The sequence below is a fragment of the Bradyrhizobium sp. Crot121 genome (assembly GCF_059512385.1).
Genome location: NZ_JCAMOR010000017.1, coordinates 16,905 through 33,489, shown reverse-complemented (window position 1 = coordinate 33,489; position 16,585 = coordinate 16,905). Strand labels below are relative to the sequence as shown.

Here is a 16,585-nt window from a genome sequence, read left to right as displayed (position 1 = left end):
AACCTGTCTGTATGCACGAAATGCCGATTTTAAAGGGCTTTTCGCCATGGCACAGCGCTTGCTCGCTAGTCGTGCAGGTGTTGGGCCGCCGCTCACGCGGCATTGTCGGAGTTCCCTCTCATGCTGTTCGCCCTTGGCGCTGCCTCGTCGGCCATCGATCTCCTGAAGTCGTTGACGTCGTCGAAGACGTCGCAGGCAAAGCCCGCCGGCCAGGCCCAGGACGCCGGCAACATCTTCGATATTTCCGGCGCCACGACGACGCCGACGGGCGCGGCCCCGAGTTCCGGATCGGCCGGCAGCAGCTCTGCGCCGATCGCCCCGGAGACGATGAGCGCGCTGCTCGATGCGCAGAGCCAGGTTTCGACCGGCGCGGCAGCGTCGACCAAGAGTCGCTCGGATGCGCTGAAGGATTTGTTCGGGCAGATCGATGGCGACGGCGACGGCAAGATCACGAAATCCGAATTCGAGAATGCGCTCGGCGCCGGCGGGACCAATCTGGCGAAGGCTGATGATGTTTTCTCCAAGCTCGACAAGGATGGCGACGGCAATGTCACGCTGGACGAGATGTCCTCGGCTTTGAAGGGCGGGTCCGGCCATCGCTCGCATGCTCATCGTCACTCCGGCGGCGGTGGCGGCGGTGCCGATGCGCTGATGCAGGCGCTTGATGGCACCAGCACTTCGACTGCCAACAGCGATGGATCGGTCACGACCACCACGACCTATGCCGACGGATCGAAAATAACGGCGACCTCTGCTGCGAGCCCGTCTGCCGCGCGGGCTGCCACCTCGTCCTACAATTTCGTCGACCAGTTGGGGCAGCGGCACGCCGTCGACCAACTGGTGCAGCTGCAGGCCAAGCCGATCTCGGCGCAGGCCTGGGCCTCCCTCTCGGTCAATGCGTGACAGATCGCGTTTAAGCCAATTGCTTGAGTTCGCGGGAACGGTAGCGATCACGTATCTCGTGGTTGAAGAACTGGCCCTTTGAGAATGCGTTGCCGAATGCCTCGGCCACATCAGGCGGAACGTCCTCGTAGATGTAGCGGCGGCCAGTAACGAAGAGCACCAACAGCTCGCGTTTTTCGGCGTCGTAGCGGAAGAAGCGAATGACAGTGGATGGCATTGCGGCACCCGAGCTGGAACCCGCAGCCTCAACGCATGTCGCTGAACTAAGTTGCTAGCCAAAGCGATCCTGCCAGCTCGGCAGCGCATCGCGGAAGGGCAGCGCGGTCGCCGCATATACGCCGCGCGCGATGGCGCGGGCCACAGTGTTGGCGGCGTGCATGCCGAGTTCGGTGAGGCCGAACAAAGGATCGATCGGCTTCTCGCCGGTCGCCGCGGCAAACACCACGTCGCCGTCGAGCGGCGCATGCGCCGGATAGATCGCCCGCGCCATGCCGGTCTGCGCGATCATCGCCAGCCGCTTGGCCTGCGTTTTCGTCAGCGTAGCATCGGTGACGACCACGACCAGTGTGGTGTTCTCGCCGGATGTCGCCGCCGGCCCGCCCTTCAGCCGCGCCTTCAGCATATCAGGCGTGAACGAGGCCGGCAGACCGCGTCCGCCGAATTCCCCGTCGACCTCGAAGGGCGCGGCCCAGAACCACGGGCCATCGCCGACCGTGACGGAGCCGACCGCATTGACGACGGCAAGTGCGGCAACCGTCACGCCGTCATCGGTTCGCGCCGACGCCGAACCTAGTCCGCCCTTCAGGTTGGACGTGGTCGCGCCCGTGCCGGCGCCGACGCTGCCGAGCCGGAAATCGCTCCCGGCCGCGGCCGCCGCGGCATAAGCGAGATCGCGATAGGGCGGGAACCGGCCCCACGCCTTGTTGCCGCCGTTCAAGAGATCGAAGCAGATCGCACCGGGCACGATCGGGATCACGGCGTCGCGGATCCGCAAGCCGCGGCCTTGCTCGGCCAGCCAGGCCTGCACGCCGCCGGCAGCATCGAGGCCGAGGGCCGAGCCGCCGGACAGTGCGATCGCGTCCACCGCATCGACGGTATTGTGCGGCTGCAGCAGCGCGTCGTCGCGCGTGCCCGGGCCACCGCCGCGCACGTCGATCGACGCCACGGCGGGCTTGTCAAAGATGATCGCTGTGACGCCGGAGGCGATCGAAGCGTCGTCGGCATGGCCGACGCGGACGCCTGCGATGTCGGTGAGGAGATTTTTCAAAGCGCGCTTCCTCTTGTCGTCTTGTTGATCGATATAGCAACCGAACCGAATGCATCAACTGCCGAGCGCGAGCCGGATCATCTTGGCAAGCTCGGACTTGCGATAGGGCTTCGCCAGCAGCAGCACGCCGGAATCGAGCCGCCCGTGATGGACGATCGCGTTCTCTGTGTAGCCCGACGTGTACAGTGTCTTGAGCCCAGGCCGCCGCTTCAGCGCTTCGTCGACGAGCTGACGTCCGTTCATGGCGCCCGGCATGATGACGTCGGTGAACAGGAGGTCGATCGGCGCGCCGGTATCGATGATCTTGAGCGCCTCAGCGGCATTCGCCGCCTCGAGCGTCGAGTAGCCGAGGCTTGTGATCTGGGTCACGACATATTTGCGCACCAGCGCGTCGTCCTCGACCACCAGGATGGCTTCGTGTCCGCCCCGGAGATCGGTGGTCTGCTGCGCTTCCGCGATAGTCTGGGCGAGGCCGGTCGCGCGCGGCAGATACATCTTGACCGAGGTGCCATGGCGTTCCTCGCTGTAGATCTTGATGTGCCCGCCCGACTGCTTGACGAAGCCGAACACCATGGAAAGCCCAAGCCCGGTGCCCTTGCCGACTTCCTTGGTGGTGAAGAAGGGATCGAATACTTTTTCCAGGAGATGGGCCGGAATGCCGCCGCCGCTGTCGCTGACGGCGACCATGACGTAATGGCCGACCGCGACCTCGCTGTGCATGCTGGCATAGCCCTCGTCGAGATAGACGTTGCGGCTTTCGAGCGCCAGCTTGCCGCCGCGGGGCATGGCATCGCGTGCATTCAGTGCGAGATTGAGGATTGCCGCGGTGAGCTGGTTCGGATCGACCATTGCCGTCCAGGCGTCGTCGGCCAGCATTGGCGTGATCTCGATATGCTCGCCGAGCGTCGGGCGCAGCAGCTTCGCCGCCTCCAGGATCAGCGCGTTGATATCGACATCGACCGGCTGCAGCGGCTGCTTGCGGGCGAAGGCGAGCAGGTGCCTGGTCAGGTTGGCGCCGCGCTCGGCGGCTTCGTCGATCAGCCGGGCGATGGCGACGAGGTCGGGCCGGTCGGAGACCGCTTCTTCCAGGATGCCGATGGTGCCGGTGATGACGGTCAGGATGTTGTTGAAGTCATGGGCGACGCCGCCGGTGAGCTGGCCTACCGCGTCCATCTTCTGCACCTGCCGGATCTGCGCCTCAGCGGCCTGCTTCTCGGTGAGGTCGCGGCCGATGAAGAAATAGCGCTTGACCGGCTCCGAATAGGTTGCGGACCAGTTGAGCGACACCACTTCGCCGTCTTTGCGGATCAGGCGCGTCTCGAAGTTGCGCTTGCTCTGGCCGCGCCGCGCAGCGCGCATTTCGTTGCGGGTGTTTTCGAGATCATCCGGATGAACGAACTCGACCGCGGAACGTCCGACCATCTCGGCGGGATCGTAGCCCGCAATGGTCCTGGCGCTCGGGCTGACCTGGACGAAATGGCCCTGCTTGTCGGTTATGGAGAGGAAGTCCTGCGATGCTTCGAAGATATGCTGCCGCTCCTCGAGCTCCCGGCTCAGCGCCTCCCGCGTCCGCCTGCTTTCGGTGATGTCGTGCGCGATCTTGGAGGCGCCGATGATCTCGCCCGTCGCCGACAATAGCGGCGAGACGCTGAGCGAGACGTCGATCGGTTTGCCGCTCTTGTGCAGCCGCTGCGTTTCATATTGCGCCAGCTTTTCGCCGCTGCGGATCCGCTTGAGAATGTCGTTGACCTCGCCGCGATTGTCGGGCGGCACGATGAGGTCGATGTGCTGGCCGACCGCCACGGCTGCCGGATAGCCGAACAGGCGCTCGGCGGCCGGATTCCAGGCGGTAATGGTGCCGTCGAGCGACTTGGTGATGATGGCGTCATTCGAGGATTCCACGACCGCGCTGAACAGCCGCTCGCGCTCGGCGTGGTAGTCGCGTTCAGTGGCGGCCTGGCGACGAACTACGCCCAACAGCCGCGACATCTGCGCCTGCAGCGCGACGTTATCGATCAACAGCACCGCGAGCACGAAGCTGGCGGCGCATAAGGCGTAGATGCGTGCGGCGTAGAAACCGAGATCGAATCTCGCGACGTTGAGCATCGCCGACAGCGCGATGTCGAACAGCCAGGCGCACAGCACGACCATGAGCCAGATGTCGATGACGGAATGCGGCTTCCGGAACCATAGCGCAGCAAGCGCGGCGGCGCAGAAGAACAGCACCGTCGAGACCACGCCGAGCATGACCGGCGTGTAGTGACCGCGGCTCAAAAGGACTGGGAGGTGGTCGTGCTGGGCGGTGACGATCCAGGTAAACAGCGCCATCGCGACGACGATTGCCGCAACGCTGCCCATGATCGCCGACATCGTCGAGCCGCGAATCCGGGCGCCGTCGTTTCCTTTCAAAACCGCGTAGCCGAGCACCGTCAGCGGGAAGAAGCCGTGCCAGACCATGTAGAGCCAGACCGTGGTCGGCGAACCGGCGCCGAACAGGCCCGCCGGCGCAAACAGGCCCGGAAAGGTCAGCGCGTGGGTGATCGCGGCAGCGGCGGTGAAGAGATACCCGCTGGCGAGCAGCAGCATCGCCCGCAAGCGCAGGATGGCGAACTGCGAAAACAGCAGCACCGCGGTGATGAGATCGTTGATGGCCAGCACGGACTGGTAGCTCGCCACGAAAGCCGGTACCGGCGTCAGCGGCATCCCGGCGAATGGTATCGCGATCACGAACAGCACGGCCGAGACGACGACCACCGCCAGCGCTACGTTGCGGTCGCCGCGCGAGGCCGGCATGGTCGAAAGGAAGAAGCTGCGATCGTTACCCTTGAGCACTGATGGCCTCCTGGAAGGCGGTATCGAACGCAAGACAGTCGATCACGTCAAATCCGCGCGCGGGCTGTCCACACAAAGTGGAATATCCGGCCCCTCTCTCCGTACCGGCGGAAAGGGAAGGCTGTGTCCGCTGATTTGGGGAACGTCGAAATGAAAGTCCCATAAACCCGCTACGCATCGCTTTGGCGCAAAACGAATTGCTCGAAATCGATCCAAGGTTATCTGCTACCGGCAGGGAATTGAACCGGGCGCCCGTATCCAATTGAGGTAACCACCTCTTTACTGACAGGATAGATAATTCGCCTGATCACCTACTGCATAGCGTTTTCCACGACTAGGCTTCCCGCAGCTGGTCCCGGGGGTTTTCATGGCCCGTGTTCTTATTGTCGACGACCAATCCGACGTGCGCGCGATGATCGCAATTGTGCTGCGCGTCAATCGTTTCGAGATTGTCGAGGCGGCGTCCGCCGCGGAGGGGATCAAGGCGTTCGAAACGGCCAAATTCGATCTTGCGATCATCGACATCTTCCTGCAGGGCAAGAGCGGTCTCGACCTCATGTCGATGATGCGCGACCGCCAGCCGGATTTCCCCATCGTCGCGATCTCCGGCATGACGGCGCTGGATTTCGTCGCTGAAGCGCCAGACCTGTCGAACGTGGTCTGCCTGCAGAAGCCGTTCCGTCCGAACGACTTGATGCGCGCCATCGAGAACGCGCGGCAGGCGGTTGTCCCCGTTGCGGTGCGCGCGGCGGTTTGATCGGACGACTTCCCAAATTTCAAACAGCGGACCCGTAGGATGGGTAGAGCGAAGCGAAACCCATCGCGATGGAGCAAGCGGTGCGATGATGGGTTTCGCTTCGCTCTACCCATCCTACGTCTGATTCAAACAGCGGATATGAGTTCGCATTCTCGCGGCATGATTTGCCCGAGCTTTGCGTCTCGTTTCACCCTCCTCGATATCAGAGGGCGCAGGGAAAGCCGGGTGCTGGTTGCACCCGTGGGTCCCGTGCAACAAAAAGCACGGGGGTAGGACCACAGGTTCAACCGAAGCATTCCGGCTTTCCCTGCGCGATGGTGTTACGGTTTCCTTCGTGCTCTCCCCGGTGACCGGGCTCTTTTGCCACCGTCACTTCACAAGAAGCTTAGCGCCAGCGTCGGGGCGCCAGGACCACACGACTTCGCCGTCCGCGTTACGCGCGCTCGTCAGTCGCACGCATCGCGTCCACCGCATCTCACCGCAACGTTCGTGACGATCGCGACCCGCCCCTCATCTGGGTGAGACGTGCGGAGTTAAATCACTGATTTGCCCGACGGGTTAAGCGATTTATTTTTCGCTGATAGTCTGGACAGACTTTTAGGTGATTTGCCCGTCGGGTTGATTTGTCGCACCCAAGGCATCCACATCATCATTGTGAGCGGAGCGAAGCAATCCATAGCGCCGCAAGCGGAAGAGTGGATTGCTTCGCTCCGCTCGCAATGACGGGGCTGTCATTCCGGGGCGATGCGGAGCGTCGAGCTATGATGTGCAATTGCACATCAGAGAATCCATTTCGCCGCTTGCGCCTGTGGCCCAATGGATTCCGGGCTCGCGCTGCGCGCGCCCCGGAATGACGGCGGTGATGTGGATACGCCTACGACCCCTTCGGATTCACTTCGGCGTAGTTGCCCTTGGCGTCCCACTTGTAGACGACGTAGTCGATCGCCTTGATGTCGCCCTTGGCGTCGAAGGCCATCTTGCCGAGCACGGTGTCCCACTCGCCGGCCTTGATCGCGTCCATCACCTTCTTCGGATCAGTGGAGCCGACCTTGGCGACCGCCTGTGACCACACCTGCATCGCGGCGTAGGTGTAGAGTGTGTAGCCTTCGGGATCGATGTTCTTGGCCCTGAACTTCTCGACGATGGCTTTCGCGGTCGGCTTGTTGCGGGGATCGGGACCGAAGGTGAACAGCGTGCCTTCGGCGGCGGGGCCGGTGATCGAGGCGAACTCCTTGTCGTTCATGGCGTCGCCCGCCATCAGCACCGTCTGCAGGCCCTGGTCGCGCATCTGGCGCAGGATCAGGCCGGCCTCCTGGTGATAGCCGCCGACATAGACGAGATCGATGTTGTCGCGCTTGAGCCGCGAGACGATGGAGTTAAAATCCTTGTCGCCCTTATTGTAGGACTCGAACATCTTCTCCTGGAAGCCGGCCTTGTTCAGCGCCTTCTTGGTCTCGTCCGCGAGGCCCTTGCCGTAGGTCGTCTTGTCGTTGAGGATCGCGACGTTCTTACCCTTGAAATTCTTCAGGATGTACTCGGCGGCGACCAGGCCCTGCTGGTCGTCGCGGCCGCAGACGCGCGCGACGTTCCAGAGCTTGCGTTCGGTGAACAGCGGGTTGGTCGAGGCCGGCGTGATCTGCAGCGTGTTGCCGTCGGCATAGGCTTCCGACGCCGGGATCGACGACGACGAGCAGAAGTGACCGGCGACGAAGGGGATCCGCGCGCTGGAGAGTTTTTCCGCGACCGAGCGCGCCTGCTTGGGATCGCAGGCATCGTCGCCGACCTCGAGCTTGAGCTTCTTGCCGAGCGCGCCGCCCGCGGCATTGAGATCGGAAACCGCCTGTTCGGCGCCGTTCTTCATCTGCCGGCCGAACGCGGATTCGGAGCCCGTCATCGGGCCGGCCACTGCGATGGTGATATCCTGCGCGAATGCGCTCGCCGACAGTGCGAGCGATGCGCCGAGTGCAAGGCCGATCAGCTTGAGTGATTTCATGTGGAGTCCCCGTGGTCATCGCTTAAGGGAAGCATCCGGCGCGCCGCCGGATACGAAACCGACGGCATTGTCGACTGAATTTGCCGTGAAGTCATCGGCATTTTTCAGGCAAATGCACGCTCCCTTCGCAGCATCTTGCCGCAGGATGGGTGCCGATCAGCTAGCCCCGCCGGCCGCCTTCCAGATAGGCAGCGCGGATCTCCGGCCGCTGCAACAACTCGCTGCCGGTTCCAGACAGCGTGATCAAGCCGTTGACCATGACGTAGCCGCGATGGGCAAGTTTCAGTGCGTGGTTGGCGTTCTGCTCGACGATCAGGACGGTCAGGCCATCCTGGCGGTTCAGGGTGCGGATCGCGTCGAAGATCTGGCGTGCGATCAGCGGCGCGAGGCCGAGCGAAGGCTCATCCAGCATCAACAGGCGCGGGCGGCTCATCAGCGCGCGGCCGATCGCCAGCATCTGCTGCTCGCCGCCGGAGAGCGTGCCGCCACGCTGGTTGACGCGTTCCTTGAGCCGGGGGAACAGCGTGAACACGCGTTCCAGCACGGCCGCGCGTTCCGCTTCGCTGCACTCGGTGACGTCAGCGCCCATCTGCAGGTTTTCCGCGACGCTCATGCGCGGAAAGATCCGGCGTCCCTCGGGCGACTGCGCGATCCTAAGCCGCGCGATCTCGTGCGTCGGCACGCCGGTGATGTCATCGCCGTCGAACTCGATCGCCCCGGCGCGGGCGCGCGGCTTGCCGAAGATCGTCATCATCAGCGTCGACTTGCCGGCGCCATTGGCCCCGATCAGCGCGACGATCTCGCCGGCATTGATCTCGAGATCGACGCCCTTGAGGGCTTCGATCTTGCCGTAGGCCGCGCGCAGGCCCCGGATTGCGAGGAGGGGAGAGGTTGAGGTCATAGGGCAACCTCGCAGCCGTCATGGCCGCGCTTGTCCCGGCCATCCACGCGCTTTCTCCGGCCTGTCGTCATTGCGAGCGAAGCGAAGCAATCCATCCCTCCGCGCGCCGCGGCATGGATTGCTTCGTCGCTTTCGCTCCTCGCAATGACGGAGGGCCGTCGGAACGTGGATGCCCGGGACAAGCCCGGGCATGACGGGGATAGAGCGTGGGCGATCACGTGCCGCTCTCCATGACGGCGATGGCTTCTTCCTCGTCGGCGCCGAGATAGGCGGCGATCACCTTGGGATCGTCGCGGACGGATTGTGGCGTGCCTTCGGCGATCTTGACGCCGTAATCCATCACCACGACGTGGTCGGAAATCTCCATCACCACGGACATGTCGTGCTCGATCAAGAGGATCGAGGTGCCCTGTTCGGTGCGGATCGAGAGCAAGAGCTCGCTCAAGGCGGCGCTCTCGCGCGCGTTCAGGCCGGCGGCGGGCTCGTCGAGGCAGAGCAGCGCGGGCTCGGTGCACATCGCGCGCGCGATCTCGAGCCGGCGCTGGTCGCCATAGGGAAGGTTGCCGGCGGCATCGTCGGCGCGGTCGAGCAGGCCGACGCGCGTCAGCCAGGTGCGCGCCAGTTCGATCGCGCGGGCTTCGGCGCTGCGCCAGGACGGCGCGCCGATCAGGCCGAGGAAGGTCAGGCCGGAGGCACGCATCAGCGCGTTGTGCTGCGCCACCATCAGATTCTCCAGCGCCGTCATGCCGGGGAACAGGCGGATGTTCTGGAAGGTGCGCGCCACGCGCGCCTGCTTGGAGATGCGGAAATCGTTCAGACGTTCGAGCTGGATCGTCTTGCCGTCGTCATGGGTCAGCGCGATCGAGCCGCCGCTCGGCCTGTAGAAGCCAGTGATGCAGTTGAAGACGGTGGTCTTGCCGGCGCCGTTCGGGCCGATCAACGCGGTGATCTTGCGCCGTCCGGCATCGAAGGAGAGATCGTTCACGGCAACGATGCCGCCGAACCGCATCGACAGGCCATTGACGGAGAGGATGGTCTCACCGCTCATCCGTGTCCCTCCTTGACGAGGTCGGAGGAGATCGCCTGGTTGCGCTCGAGATAGACGGTCGGGGCGCGATGACCGATCAGTCCGCGCGGCCGCCAGATCATGAGCAGCACCATCGCCATCCCGAACACCAGCATGCGGTACTGGTCAAGGCCGCGGAACAGCTCGAAGCCGCCGATCATCGCCAGCGCAGCCAGCGCGACGCCGAGCTGCGAGCCCATGCCGCCGAGCACGACGATGGCGAGCACCAGCGCCGATTCCTGGAAGGTGAAGGATTCCGGGCTGATGAAGCCCTGGCGCGTCGCGAAGAACGCGCCTGCAAAGCCGCCGAACATCGCGCCGGTGGCAAAGGCCGTGAGTTTGGTCGTGGTGGTGTTGATGCCGAGCGCGCGGCAGGCGACCTCGTCCTCGCGCAGCGCCTCCCAGGCGCGGCCGATCGGCAGGCGGCGCAGGCGGATCGTGACCCAGTTGGTCAGCAGCGCCATCGCCAGGATCAAATAGAACAGGAACACGATGCGGTGGGTCGGCGAGAACTCGATGCCGAGCCGCGCCGCCAGCCCGTCCTCGCCCGGCGAGAGCGGAATGCCGAACAAGGTCGGCCGCGGGATGCCGGAGACGCCGTTCGGGCCGCCGGTCAGGCTCTGCCAGTTGATGATGACGAGGCGGATGATCTCGCCGAACGCCAGTGTCACGATCGCGAGATAGTCGCCGCGCAATCTGAGCACGGGAAAGCCGAGCAGCACGCCCCAGAACGCGGCGAGGATGCCGGCGAGCGGCAGGCAGACCCAGAACGACAGTCCGAAATTGGTGGCGAGCAGCGCGTAGGAATAGGCACCGACGGCGTAGAAGGCGACATAGCCGAGATCGAGCAGGCCGGCGAGGCCGACGACCACGTTCAGTCCCCAACCGAGCATCACATAGGTGAGCACGAGGATCGCGAGATCGAGGATGTAGCGCTGATCATAGAAGATCACCGGCACCAGGAAGGTGAAGATCAGCAGCGCCGGCGCGATCAGGCGTCCGGCGAGCGACAGCGCATTTTGTACCGCCGGCGGAACGACGCGGACTTTGTCGGCGGGACCCCACCATTGCCGCAGCAGCTCGATGACGATGCTGCCGCCGAACACGGCAGCGACGATGGCGGCGAGATCGCCGAACCGCGTCCAGTAGATCAGCCCGCCTTGCGGGCCGGCCTCGGTGCGGACGCCGATCATCAACGAGAACAGCACCAGCGCGACCAAGGCACTGATGGTGGCTTTCTTGAGGATGAAGGCGGCGCCGCTCGCGCGCGACGCCGGCTTCTTCTCGAGCGCTGACGTGGTCACGCGGCCGCCCGTCAGACTTTTTCGACTTCAGGCCGGCCGAGCAGGCCGGTCGGAAGGAAGATCAGAACTACGATCAGGATGGAGAAGGCGGCGACGTCCTTGTACTCGACCGAGAAATAGGCCGACCAGAATGTCTCGATCAGCCCGATCGCCAATCCTCCCAGCATCGCGCCGGGCAGCGAGCCGATGCCGCCGAGGACCGCGGCGGTGAACGCCTTGATGCCGGCGACGAAGCCCATGAAGAAATCGACCAGGCCATAGTAGAGCAGGTACATCATGCCGGCGACGGCGGCGAGCGCGGCGCCGATCACGAAGGTCATGGAGATGGTGCGGTCGACGTCGACGCCGAGCAGCGCCGCCATGGTCTGGTCCTGCTCGCAGGCGCGCATGTCGCGCCCGAGCCGCGTGCGCGACACCAGCCAGGTGAACAGCGCGAGCAGCACCACGGTGGCGAGCACGACGATGATCTGGATGTTGGAGAGCTGCACCACGAAGCCGCTTTCACCCTCATGCAGCGTGTAGCCGCCGGTGATGATCGGCGGCACCGGTTTCACGCGCGCGCCCTGCGCGACTTGCGAGAAATTCGTCAGCACGAAGGACATGCCGATGGCCGAGAGCATCGGCGCCAGGCGGAACGAATGCCGCAGCGGCCGGTAGGCGATACGCTCCACCGTCCAGCCATAGAGCGCGGTGATCGCCATCGACACCAGGAGCACGATGAACAGCACCAGCGGGATCGCGGTGAGGCCGAGCGAGACCAGCACCAAAAAGGAGATCAGCGCGATGAAACCGCCGATCATGAAGATGTCGCCATGGGCGAAATTGATCATGCCGACGATGCCATAGACCATGGTGTAGCCGATCGCGATCAGCCCATAGATCGAGCCGAGCACGAGGCCGTTGATGAGTTGCTGGGCGAAATAATCCATGCGCTGCCGCTTGTGAGAGAGCGACGCGGCGAGGGCTCCCGGCAGCCTTGTCCGACGCGTCGTATCATTTTCTAACAGTGGAACCCCTTGGGCGGCAACAGCGCTAGCTGCGGCATCAAGGGCTTGTACAGAGGTAGTTTTACCGGCGGTTCCCGATCCAGCATTTGCCTCACCGTGACGTGACGGTTCCCACCGAAACGGCGTCCTGGTTCCCGCGTTGGCCCGTGCCTGGTTCGAAGGGACCAGGTCCAACCAGGGAGATTTGTGAATGGCCAGTCAGAACCAGAACCCGGGTCAGCAGAATCAAAATCCGGGCCAGAAGCCCGGCCAGCAGCAGGGTGGCGGCAGCAAGCCCGGCCAGCAGCAGCAAGACCCGAACCGTCAGGGCCAGAAACCTGGCCAACCCCAGGATCCGGGTCAGGTGCGCTAGTTTCCCGTCCAAGCGAGAGCAAAAGGGAAGTCCTGCCGAAAGGCGGGACTTTCTTTTGGACGCCGTCCACAGCGGCCCGCCCCAATTAAGGTTAATAAAGGGTTTAGATTGCCGCTTCAGTTCCAACGAAGTTACCTCGCGACATACCCGCCATCGCGGCGTCGGGCGAGCGGAACAGCAGGGAGCGGCGGATGTCGACGAACTGGCGGATCAGCTCATTCAGCGGCGCGCTGCTTGCGGCCTATTTCATCCCGGCGTGGGCGAGCATCGCCTTCCAGATCATGGCCTCGCCGGTCCGCGGTCTCTATGAACGGCCGAGCGTGTCGATCGGGTTCTTCATCAGCGATCATCTGCATCTGTCGGGCATCGCGAGCGTGCGTATCGCCTGGCTGCTGGCGCTGGTGCGGATCACCACAGTTGCCTTTTTCACGCTGTATCTGGTGCTGCTTTCGCTTCGCTCGGTGCGCGAGCGCGGCGGCGGCGACGAGACGCTCGGTATGGCGCTCGTGCTCGGCAGCGTGCTCAGCTTCGTCAGCATGCTGGCGGCGTCCGTGGCCGGCGAAGCCGAGGCGCTGCGGCTGCATGCGACCGAACTGTTGATGCTGATCGGCATCGGCATTGTGCTGGTGGTCGAGGGCGCCGCGCCGCGGCTGGCCGAGGTGCGCGACCAGGCCGATACCAGCGTGGCCGCCGGCAAATTATCCCTTCAACAGCCCTAGCTCGGCGATAATCGCCGAGGCTTCCTTCACCGCATGGTTGGCGGCGGGGACGCCGCAATAGATCGCCTGCTGCAGCAGGATCTCCTTGATATCGTCAGGCGAAAAGCCGCCTTCGGTGAGGGCGGCACGCACATGCAGACGGAATTCGTCCCACTGCCCGAGCGCGACCATGGTGCCGATCACCAGTACCCGCCGCGTGCGATGATCGAAATGCGGCCGCGTCCAGATATCGCCCCAGGCATAGCGCGTGATCAGGTCCTGGAAGTCGGTGTTGAAGGCGTTGCGATTGGTAATCGATTTATCGACCCATTCATTGCCGAGCACTTTGCGGCGCTGGGTCATGCCCTCGTCGCGGCGCTTGTCGTCGTCCATGATGCCTCTCCTTGCTCGGGCGTCTCTTCACCTCTCCCCGGCGGGGAGAGGTCGGTTTGCGCTGATGATGCGAAGCATCGTCAGCGCAAACCGGGTGAGGGGACTCAGGTGCCCATGAAGGACCGTAACCCCTCACCCGCGCCTTCGGCGCGACCTCTCCCGATGGGAGAGGTGGTGCAGAGTGCGCTGCACTAGCGTTGCGTCAGGAAGCCGACCACGGCGTCCGTGAAGGCGTGCGACTGCTCGACGTTGGAAATATGCGCGGCATCGAGGATCGTCATGCTGGCGCCCGGGATGCGGCTGCGGATGAATTCCCCAGCCGAGATCGGCGTTGCCATATCGTGACGGCCGGCGATCACCAGCGTCGGGCTCTTGATCTTCGGGAGCAGCTCGCGCTGGTCGAGCGTGCTCAAGGCTTCGCAGCAGGCGATGTAACCCTCCGCTGGCGAGGCCAATAGCATCGCCTTCATCCGGGCTGCGATCTGCGGCTCGCGCTCGCGGAAATCGGCCGTCAGCCAGCCCGCGATCACGGTGTCGGCGACCGCGGCGAGGCCGCCTTCCTTCACCGCCTTGATGCGATTGTGCCAGTTGGTCGGGTCCGGGTAGTAGCAGGCGGTGTTGGAGAGGATGATCTTGCCGAAGCGTTCGGGCGCGTTGGCCCCCAGCCATTGCCCGACCATGCCGCCCATAGACAGGCCGCACCAATGCGTCTTTTCGATATTGAGGTCGTCGAGGATCGCCAGCACGTCGCGGCCGAAACGCTCCATCGTATAGGGGCCGGGAGGGACCTGCGACTTGCCATGCCCGCGCCGGTCGTAGCGGATGACGCGGAACACCTGCGTCAGCGCCTTCATCTGCGGTTCCCACATCTGCAACGTGCAGCCCAGCGAATTCGACAGCATCAGCGTCGGTCCGCCGTCGCGGCCTTCGACCTGGACGTTGAGTAGGCATCCGTCGGCGTCGATCATCGGCATGGTCTGCGTTTCCTCGTTTCTTTCCTGTCATTCCGGGGCGATGCGACAGCATCGAGCCCGGAATCCATTTCACCACCCGGGTATGTGGCCCGATGGATTCCGGGCTCGCGCTCTGCGCGCCCCGGAATGACAGCGGAGGTCTTACGACAAATCCTCAAGCGAGGCGAGCAGGCGGTCGATCAGCGCCTGCGAGGCGCCCTGATAGGACATCGGCTCGAACAGGTTTTCGATCCGGTCCGCAGCGAGTTGCGCGGTGATCCGTGGATCGGACTTCAACACGTCGCGCAAGTGTTTCTGCTCGGCCACGGCCTTCTTGCTGGCGGCTTCGATCAGGTGATGCGCCTCGCTCTTGCCGAGCTTTTCGGCGAGCGCCATTGACACTGCTTCTGCCATGATCAACCCCTTGGTTGCATCGAGGTTGACGCGCATGCGTGCGGCGTCGACTTCCAGGCCTTCGGCGAGTTCGACGGTGGCGGCGAGCGCGCCTGATGTGACCAGCATCAGCGTCGGCAAGGTCGGCCATTCTGCATGCCACGGCCCGGCGCTGCGCTCGTGGTCCTGGACCTGCGCGGCAAGGATCGTCGCGGCGAGATTGGGGGCCATGGTGGCGGCGGCGAGCGCGGTTGCGGCGGCAACGGGATTGCGCTTGTGCGGCATGGTGGAGGAGCCGCCGCGGCCTTCGCCCGATGGCTCGAACGCCTCGGCGACGTCGGTCTGCATCATCAAGGAGACGTCGCGGGCGATCTTGCCGCAGCTTCCGCAGACGATGGCAAAGGCAGAGGCGATGTCCGCGATGCAGTCGCGGTGGGTGTGCCAGGGCGCCTCCGGCAGCGGCAGGCCAAGCTCCTGCGCCAGTTTTTCCGCCACTGCCATGCCTTTGTCGCTGAGCGCAGCCAGCGTGCCGGCCGCGCCGCCGAATTGCAGCGCCAGTGCCTCGCGGCGCAGACGTTGCAAGCGCCTCCGCGAGCGGTGCAGGCTTGCGGCATATTCGGCGAGCTTGAGGCCGAACGGCATCGGCAGCGCATGCTGCAGCCAGGTGCGCGCAACCACCGCGGTGTCGCGATGCTCGCGGGCGAGTTTGGCAAAGCCTGTGATGGCGCGGTCGAGTTGGGCGAGCAACACATCGATGCCGGCGCGCAGAGTGAGCATCGTCGCGGTGTCGATGACGTCCTGGCTGGTCGCGCCCCAATGCACATAGCGCGCGGCCTCCTTGCTGGCCTTGGCCGCTTCCGCGGTGAGCGCCTTGACCAGCGGGATCGCCAGGTTGCCCGACCGAACAGCGGCTTCCGCGAGCGCCGGGGCATCGAATGATTCGGCCTTGCACGCCGCGCCGATCGGGCCGGCCGCGGCATTCGGAATCACGCCGACCGCTGCTTCGGCGCGCGCCAGCGCTGCCTCGAAATCAAGCATATTCTGCAAGCAAGCGGCATCGTCGCACACCGCGCGCATCGCGGCGCTTGACAGCATCGGTGTCAGCAGAGGGGAAAGGGATGTGCTCATCGCGCGCGACCTAATCATTCCTGGCTGCCGCTGCCAATGGCCCTTCTTGATCGAGCCCGGCGCCATCACAAGGGGCGGTCTCCGTTTTGCTGCGCTGCGAATATGCATCGCTCGTGGTCGGATGCCGGTCTTTCCTTTGTGGCCGCCGTGCTTTACTTGGGTGTTGGTTCGATGCGATCGGGGAGGCTCTCATGGCAATGACAATGACCGGCGAAGTCCAGCTTGCGGCGTCGCGCGAGGCCGTGTGGGCCAAGCTCAACGATCCCGAGGTGCTGAAGGTCTGCATCCCCGGCTGCGAGGAATTGGAGAGAACCGAGGACAACGGCTTTCGCGCCGTTGCCAAGATGAAGGTCGGCCCGGTCTCGGCGCGCTTCAAAGGCAAGGTCATGCTGTCCGATCTCGATCCGCCCAACGGCTACAAGATCTCGGGCGAAGGCGAGGGCGGGGTTGCCGGATTCGCCAAGGGCGGCGCGACAGTCGCGCTTGCCGAGAAGGATGGCGGCACACTCTTGAGTTACAACGTCGAGGCGCAGATCGGCGGCAAGCTCGCCCAGCTCGGCCAGCGCCTGATCAACGGCGCGGCCAAGAAACTGGCCGATGAATTCTTCGCGAATTTCGCCAAGGCCGTGCAAGGCTGA

The 16,585-nt window shown here is 64.3% G+C and carries 16 protein-coding genes; 5 read left to right on the top strand and 11 right to left on the bottom strand.

The window, feature by feature from the left end:
* Positions 1 to 120 precede the first annotated feature (120 nt).
* On the top strand, positions 121 to 903 hold the full coding sequence (locus AC5ZGW_RS17055; RefSeq protein WP_130226239.1) for an EF-hand domain-containing protein: 783 nt from the start codon (positions 121 to 123) through the stop codon (positions 901 to 903).
* A 10-nt stretch (positions 904 to 913) separates the two neighbouring features.
* Here the strand turns inward: AC5ZGW_RS17055 and AC5ZGW_RS17050 are convergent, their stop codons facing one another.
* Genes AC5ZGW_RS17050 through AC5ZGW_RS17040 form a run of 3 tightly spaced genes read right to left on the bottom strand, consistent with a single transcriptional unit; the run spans position 914 to position 4,963 of the window.
* Positions 914 to 1,120 (bottom strand): KTSC domain-containing protein, encoded by a 207-nt coding sequence (locus tag AC5ZGW_RS17050; protein WP_130226240.1) that lies wholly within the window; start codon positions 1,118 to 1,120, stop codon positions 914 to 916.
* Between the two features lie 54 nt (positions 1,121 to 1,174).
* Positions 1,175 to 2,170, bottom strand: a complete 996-nt coding sequence (locus tag AC5ZGW_RS17045; RefSeq protein ID WP_130226241.1) for a P1 family peptidase — start codon at positions 2,168 to 2,170, stop codon at positions 1,175 to 1,177.
* 54 nt (positions 2,171 to 2,224) lie between these two features.
* Positions 2,225 to 4,963, bottom strand: coding sequence for a PAS domain S-box protein (locus AC5ZGW_RS17040; protein WP_130226243.1), 2,739 nt, complete (start codon positions 4,961 to 4,963; stop codon positions 2,225 to 2,227).
* A 406-nt stretch (positions 4,964 to 5,369) separates the two neighbouring features.
* Between AC5ZGW_RS17040 and AC5ZGW_RS17035 the strand changes: the two genes are divergently transcribed.
* A complete protein-coding gene (locus AC5ZGW_RS17035; RefSeq protein WP_028166414.1) occupies positions 5,370 to 5,759 on the top strand; it encodes a response regulator in 390 nt (129 codons plus the stop codon).
* 874 nt (positions 5,760 to 6,633) lie between these two features.
* Here the strand turns inward: AC5ZGW_RS17035 and AC5ZGW_RS17030 are convergent.
* The 5 genes from AC5ZGW_RS17030 to AC5ZGW_RS17010 all read right to left on the bottom strand — a co-directional run bounded on the left by AC5ZGW_RS17030 (position 6,634) and on the right by AC5ZGW_RS17010 (position 11,952).
* Positions 6,634 to 7,752 carry a branched-chain amino acid ABC transporter substrate-binding protein gene (locus AC5ZGW_RS17030; RefSeq protein ID WP_130231723.1) on the bottom strand — a complete coding sequence of 373 codons (1,119 nt, stop codon included), beginning with the start codon at positions 7,750 to 7,752 and terminating at the stop codon, positions 6,634 to 6,636.
* A 160-nt stretch (positions 7,753 to 7,912) separates the two neighbouring features.
* The gene (locus tag AC5ZGW_RS17025; RefSeq protein ID WP_130231725.1) at positions 7,913 to 8,653 is read right to left on the bottom strand and encodes an ABC transporter ATP-binding protein; all 741 of its coding nucleotides are present in this window, start codon (positions 8,651 to 8,653) and stop codon (positions 7,913 to 7,915) included.
* A 214-nt stretch (positions 8,654 to 8,867) separates the two neighbouring features.
* The gene (locus AC5ZGW_RS17020; protein WP_496113939.1) at positions 8,868 to 9,701 is read right to left on the bottom strand and encodes an ABC transporter ATP-binding protein; all 834 of its coding nucleotides are present in this window, start codon (positions 9,699 to 9,701) and stop codon (positions 8,868 to 8,870) included.
* Entirely contained in the window at positions 9,698 to 11,023 is a 1,326-nt protein-coding gene (gene livM / locus AC5ZGW_RS17015; protein ID WP_130229673.1) for a high-affinity branched-chain amino acid ABC transporter permease LivM, read from the bottom strand. The genes AC5ZGW_RS17020 and livM overlap by 4 nt, the downstream gene beginning before the upstream one ends.
* 11 nt (positions 11,024 to 11,034) lie before the next feature.
* Positions 11,035 to 11,952, bottom strand: a complete 918-nt coding sequence (locus AC5ZGW_RS17010; protein ID WP_028166346.1) for an ABC transporter permease subunit — start codon at positions 11,950 to 11,952, stop codon at positions 11,035 to 11,037.
* A gap of 268 nt (positions 11,953 to 12,220) precedes the next feature.
* Here AC5ZGW_RS17010 and AC5ZGW_RS17005 point away from each other — a divergent pair, with 268 nt between their 5' ends.
* On the top strand, positions 12,221 to 12,382 hold the full coding sequence (locus AC5ZGW_RS17005) for a hypothetical protein (protein ID WP_165435551.1): 162 nt from the start codon (positions 12,221 to 12,223) through the stop codon (positions 12,380 to 12,382).
* Between the two features lie 191 nt (positions 12,383 to 12,573).
* Positions 12,574 to 13,101: a hypothetical protein gene (locus tag AC5ZGW_RS17000; RefSeq protein ID WP_130229674.1), complete on the top strand. Its 528-nt coding sequence runs from the start codon at positions 12,574 to 12,576 to the stop codon at positions 13,099 to 13,101.
* Here AC5ZGW_RS17000 and AC5ZGW_RS16995 read toward each other — a convergent pair.
* From AC5ZGW_RS16995 to AC5ZGW_RS16985, 3 genes are all read right to left on the bottom strand, one after another.
* Positions 13,081 to 13,473: a carboxymuconolactone decarboxylase family protein gene (locus AC5ZGW_RS16995; protein WP_028166344.1), complete on the bottom strand. Its 393-nt coding sequence runs from the start codon at positions 13,471 to 13,473 to the stop codon at positions 13,081 to 13,083. The genes AC5ZGW_RS17000 and AC5ZGW_RS16995 overlap by 21 nt on opposite strands.
* A gap of 191 nt (positions 13,474 to 13,664) precedes the next feature.
* Positions 13,665 to 14,447 (bottom strand): 3-oxoadipate enol-lactonase, encoded by a 783-nt coding sequence (gene pcaD, locus AC5ZGW_RS16990; protein WP_130229675.1) that lies wholly within the window; start codon positions 14,445 to 14,447, stop codon positions 13,665 to 13,667.
* A gap of 141 nt (positions 14,448 to 14,588) precedes the next feature.
* Positions 14,589 to 15,947, bottom strand: a complete 1,359-nt coding sequence (locus AC5ZGW_RS16985; protein WP_130229676.1) for a 3-carboxy-cis,cis-muconate cycloisomerase — start codon at positions 15,945 to 15,947, stop codon at positions 14,589 to 14,591.
* 191 nt (positions 15,948 to 16,138) lie between these two features.
* Here AC5ZGW_RS16985 and AC5ZGW_RS16980 point away from each other — a divergent pair, with 191 nt between their 5' ends.
* Positions 16,139 to 16,585 (top strand): SRPBCC family protein, encoded by a 447-nt coding sequence (locus AC5ZGW_RS16980; protein ID WP_028166341.1) that lies wholly within the window; start codon positions 16,139 to 16,141, stop codon positions 16,583 to 16,585.